The sequence below is a fragment of the uncultured Corynebacterium sp. genome (assembly GCF_945649885.1).
In the GTDB taxonomy this organism is placed as follows: domain Bacteria; phylum Actinomycetota; class Actinomycetes; order Mycobacteriales; family Mycobacteriaceae; genus Corynebacterium.
Window position 1 is genome coordinate 1 of record NZ_CALZFS010000158.1, and the last position, 4,925, is coordinate 4,925.

General features: G+C 60.8%; 4 protein-coding genes and 1 pseudogene. 2 read left to right on the forward strand and 3 right to left on the reverse strand.

Annotated features, from left to right (window positions below):
* The 3 genes and pseudogenes from Q0M74_RS12880 to Q0M74_RS12890 all read right to left on the reverse strand — a co-directional run.
* Positions 1-548 (reverse strand): annotated as a pseudogene (locus Q0M74_RS12880) (L-arabinose isomerase); the annotation flags it as partial.
* A gap of 50 nt (positions 549-598) precedes the next feature.
* On the reverse strand, positions 599-1,321 hold the full coding sequence (locus tag Q0M74_RS12885) for an L-ribulose-5-phosphate 4-epimerase (protein ID WP_293955095.1): 723 nt from the start codon (positions 1,319-1,321) through the stop codon (positions 599-601).
* A gap of 51 nt (positions 1,322-1,372) precedes the next feature.
* Entirely contained in the window at positions 1,373-3,037 is a 1,665-nt protein-coding gene (locus tag Q0M74_RS12890; RefSeq protein ID WP_293955097.1) for a xylulokinase, read from the reverse strand.
* 242 nt (positions 3,038-3,279) lie between these two features.
* Here Q0M74_RS12890 and Q0M74_RS12895 point away from each other — a divergent pair, with 242 nt between their 5' ends.
* Both Q0M74_RS12895 and Q0M74_RS12900 read left to right on the forward strand, forming a co-directional pair.
* Positions 3,280-4,224, forward strand: coding sequence for an aldose 1-epimerase family protein (locus tag Q0M74_RS12895; RefSeq protein ID WP_293955099.1), 945 nt, complete (start codon positions 3,280-3,282; stop codon positions 4,222-4,224).
* 43 nt (positions 4,225-4,267) lie between these two features.
* Positions 4,268-4,925: LacI family DNA-binding transcriptional regulator (locus Q0M74_RS12900; RefSeq protein ID WP_293955101.1), on the forward strand; the 658-nt coding region annotated here is incomplete at its 3' end.

Consider the following 4,925-nt stretch of genomic DNA (forward strand, 5'->3'; position numbering starts at 1 on the left):
AAGCGGACCATCTTGAGGTTCTGTGATTCATTCCAGCCGACGGCGGCGCGTGCCCAGGTGCCGATGCGGCCGGTGACACGCTGTTCGGAGGTGTGGCCCACGACGCTGACGCGTGGGATGCCCATGCGGGTGAGGATGTAGCCGAATTCGCGGTCGCCGTGGGCTGCCTGGTTGAGGTTCATGAAGTCCATGTCGATGGAGGACCATGGGAGCTGCTCATTGGCCTGGGTATGCAGGTGCAGCAGTGGCTTGCGCAGCGCATCAAGGCCGCGGATCCACATCTTGGCTGGTGAGAAGGTGTGCATCCAGGCGATGACACCGACGACATTCTTGTTGGCACTGGCTTCTACCATGGCATCCAGGATGGCGTTGGAATCAGTCAGGGTTTCGCGCCACACAACCTTGACGGGGATGTCGGAGGAGGCGTTGATGTTATCCACCACGGACTGTGACTGCTCGGCAACCTCGCGGAGGGTCTCCTCACCGTAGAGGTGCTGACTTCCGGTGAGGAACCAGATTTCCTTGCCGTCGAATGGGTTCTTCATCATGATGATCTATTCCTTATTAATGGAGGGGTGTTCAGGAAGCCGGGGGTGGCTTATTTTCCGTAGACGTTCTGGTAGCGGTCGAAGAGTGAATCGACAGCTTCTTCAGGAACCAGGGTGGGTTCACCGATGGTGCGGGCCAGGTGTGCGGCCTTGGAGACTTCCTCCACCATGACGGCGGCCTTGACGGCCGCCTTGCCGTCCTTGCCGATGGTGAATGGACCGTGGTTCTTCATCAGTACTGCCGGGGAACGGGAATCCTTGAGGGTGTCCACGATGCCGCGGCCGATGGAGTCATCACCGATGATGGCGAACGGGCCGATCGGGATGGGTCCGCCGAACTCATCAGCCATCATGGTGAGGGTGCAGGGCACCTCCTCCCCCAGTGAGGACCACGCGCAGGCGTAGGTGGAGTGGGTGTGCACGATGCCACCCACGTGATCCATGTGCTTGTACACATAGGCGTGTGCCGCGGTATCAGAGGATGGGGAACGGTCGCCGTCGATCATCTGCCCCTCGGTGTCGCAGACCACCATGGATTCCGGGGTGAGCTCGTCATAGGAGACGCCGGATGGCTTGATCACAAACAGGTCGGCAACGCTGGGGCCTGCTGCTTCATCAACCACCACGCGCTGGGAGACGTTGCCGGCGGTCCACACGACCAGTCCCCACCGGGGCAGTTCAGCATGCAGGTCGGATACGATCTGGCGGGTCGTGGCGACCTTCTCCTGCACCGCTGCCGGGTAGTCGGTCAGTTGCCTGGTTGTTGTGGTCATGAGGATTCTCCGTCTCTTGAATATCTGAAAGGTTGTTGGTGTCGGGGAGCTTTAGTGCTTGGCGACAGGCAGCGCGCCCACCGCGGAATGTTCGAGCACCAGTCCCCGCTTGAAGGACTCCAGGTAGGTGGCAAAGCCTGCGACGTCGCGGGGTTCCGGCTGCTTGGGTTCCACGGTGGTACCGGCGAAGATGCTCTCGGTGAGGAAGTGATCAAGGGTTTCCTCCTTGTTCTCCTCGCAGGCGTCCATGTAGAGGGCGAGGAGTGCAATACCCCAAGCGCCGCCTTCGCTGGCACTTTCCGCCAGGCCGATCGGAGTGTTGAGTGCTGCGGCCAGCATGCGCTGGGCAACTCCGGCGGTGCGGAAGAGACCACCGTGGGCGTAGAGTTCATCAACTTCCACGCCGTCGTCCTCGAGGATCTGCATTCCCATGGCCAGGGTGGCGAATGCCGAGTACAGCTGGGCGCGCATGAAGTTCGCCAGGGTCAGGTTGGCTTCTGGGGTGCGGGCCAGCAGTGGGCGACCATCGGCCAGTCCTGCGATCGGCTCCCCGGAGACGAAGTTGTAGGTGAGCAGTCCGCCACCATCAGCCTCACCGTGGAGGGCTTCGGTGAGTATGGCTGCATAGACCTCATCCATGCTGGTGATCTTGAACTTGCCAAAGGCCAGGGCGACTTCACTGAACAGTTCAATCCAGGTGGACAGCTCCTGGGCACCGTTGTTGCAGTGCACCATCGCCACCGGGCGGCCATCCGGGGTGGTCACCGGATCCACCTCGGTGTGGTTGGGGACAGTGTCCTCCAGCACGATCATCGCGAAGATGCTGGTGCCGACGCTGACATTGCCGGTGCGGGGACGGATGGAGTTGGTGGCGACCATGCCGGTTCCGGCATCGCCTTCCGGTGGGCACAGTGGGATACCCGGCTTGAGTGCACCGGTGGGATCCAGCAGGCGGGCGCCTTCCACGGTGAGTTTTCCGGCAGTGTCACCGGCGTTGCGGACCTGCGGGAGCAGGCTCTTCAGTGGCTTGCCCGCAGTAGGCACCTTGGCGCGAGACTGGGCGAGTTCATCGAAGGTGTCCAGCATGGTCTGGTCATAATCGGCGATGGTGGAGTCAATCGGGAAGACACCTGCGGCGTCACCGACACCCAGGACCTTCTCACCGGTGAGCTTCCAGTGGACATAACCAGCCAGGGTGGTGAGGAAGGCGACCTCACCGACGTGCTCCTCCTTGTCCAGCAGTGCCTGGAAGTAGTGGGCAACGGACCAGCGCAGGGGGATGTTCACACCGAAGTTCTCGGTGAGGATCTCGGAGGCTTCACCGGTGTAGGTGTCACGCCAGGTGCGGAAAGGCACCAGCTGGGTGTCTGAATCATCAAAGGCCAAGTAGCCGTGCATCATCGCTGAGATGCCCATGGATTTAAAGCTCCGGGGGCGAACTCCGAACTTCGTGTGGATATTAGCGATCAGATCTTTGAGACAGTCCTGGAGGCCTATCCAGACGTCAGCAAGCGCATAGCTCCAGTGCCCCTCAACCAGGGAATTCTGCCATTCATGGGAGCCAGTGGCGGCAGGAGTGCCATCTGGAAGCGTCAGACATGCCTTAATTCGGGTTGATCCCAGTTCAATACCAATGGTGGCATGTCCAGCTGAAATGATCTCTGCTGCATGGGTCGTCCATGAGATGGACCGGGGATCCATGGGATTCTCCTGCATGTGAAACTCCTTTTCCTTGAGGGGCAGCACCCCACCGGGGCGGGATGGCTCGATGCTGAGATGAATGCCCGGCCAGCAGTCACATCAACTGGGGCTCGGATTTCCTTGTTGTTATCGCTAACATTATTACCTGAGTGCCATTTTTACCCCCAAAGCGTGAACTGTCAAGGAGCAATCCCACTTCACACCCGCGATGGCAGTCCGGTTCCAGCCCATCCCCCCTGCCAGAAAGGTCTGCTGACATGCACACCACACCCCGTCCACCACTACCGATGAGCGGGACGCAGCACCGCCTGACCCACGGCACCTACACTGCGGAGATCGCCTCAGTCGGGGCGTCGCTACGCAGTTTGAAGTTCGGACAGCGAAACCTCATCGCCCCCTTCAAAGCCGATGAGATCCGCCCCTGCTTCCACGGCGCAGTACTCGCCCCCTGGCCGAACCGCCTGACAGATGGCCACTTCACCCATGAAGGACAGGGCCACCAGCTTCCGCTGTCCGAACCGGAACGTGGCAACGCTCTACATGGACTGACCGCCTGGCTCAACTGGAGCACCCGCGAAAAAACAAGCTCATCGGTCACCCTGGGTGCCACCCTGGTACCCCAGCCCGGATACCCCTGGCACCTGGAACTACTCACCACCTACAGGCTCTCCGACGATGGCCTGTCCTGGTCCGTTGAAGCAAGAAACTGCGGACAGGGCAATGCACCCTACGGTGTGGGCACCCACCCGTACCTCTCCGCGGGAACCGGCACCGCCGATGACTGGACCCTCCACATCCCCGCCGGTCAGGTAATGGAATCCACCCCCGAGCGCCTCCTACCCAAGGCGCAGCACCTGGTGGAGGACTTCCTGGACGGTGAACTGGACTTCCGCAACCCACGCACAGTCAACACCACCAGAATCGACCACGCCTACACCGCCCTGCTCCCACAGGAGGGAAACAAAGCACAGGTCACGGTAGTCAACCCCTCCGGCGTGGGCGTTGCCCTGAGCTGGGACGCCACACTCATGCCCTGGGTCCAGGCATTCACCTCAGACCTGGAAATACCGGAAATCCACCGCACCGGCATCGCCGTGGAGGCCATGACCTGCGCACCCGATGCCTTCAACAATAAACAGGGGTTGATAAATCTAGGTACGGGCGAAGCACACAGGGCAGAATGGAGCATCAGAGCGCTGTGAGAAACTCGCCACATCCACCCAGATTCCACCAGGAAAGGAAATAATGGATCGTTCCGGGCCGCACCACCCACCCCGTCGCCCAACACTGGCAGAGGTGGCGTCCCTGGCAGGGGTTTCACATCAGACCGTCTCCCGCGTGGTGAACAACTTTGAAGGTGTTCGTCCCGCAACCCGTGAAAAAGTCCAGGCCGCCATCAAGGAGCTGGGTTACCGACGCAACACCGCCGCACGCGCACTGGTGACCAATGAATCACGCCTGGTCGGCGTCATCACCGTGGGCTCCTTCCTCTATGGACCCACCAGCACACTGGCCGCCATCGAGGATGCCGCGCGCGAACACGGGTACATGACCCTGATTGCCACGGTGAAGGACACCGACAGGAAGAACCTCGATGCCGCTGTCAATGAATGCCTGGAAAGGGCTGTTGATGCGCTGATCATCATCGCCAATCAGGAGATGTGGGTGCGTTACACCAGCACCCTCAAGATCGACATCCCCCTGATCGTGGTCGGCCCCCGACCCAATGATATCGGCACCCTGACCTGCATGAGCGTAAATCAGTCCCATGGTGCGGAGATGGCGATCGAGCACCTGTCCGCGCTGGGACACAAGAAGGTGATCATCCTTGCAGGACCGCGGGACTGGGTAGATGCCCAGCAACGTCTTTCGGGAGCGCTCACCGCATGCTACCGGCGGGGAA

Bases quoted from the DNA above. Each gene is read 5' to 3' on its own strand.
- Q0M74_RS12895 (WP_293955099.1), top strand. From the start codon at position 3,280: ATGCACACCACACCCCGTCCACCACTACCGATGAGCGGGACGCAGCAC.
- Q0M74_RS12890 (WP_293955097.1), bottom strand. From the start codon at position 3,037: ATGCAGGAGAATCCCATGGATCCCCGGTCCATCTCATGGACGACCCAT.
- Q0M74_RS12885 (WP_293955095.1), bottom strand. From the start codon at position 1,321: ATGACCACAACAACCAGGCAACTGACCGACTACCCGGCAGCGGTGCAG.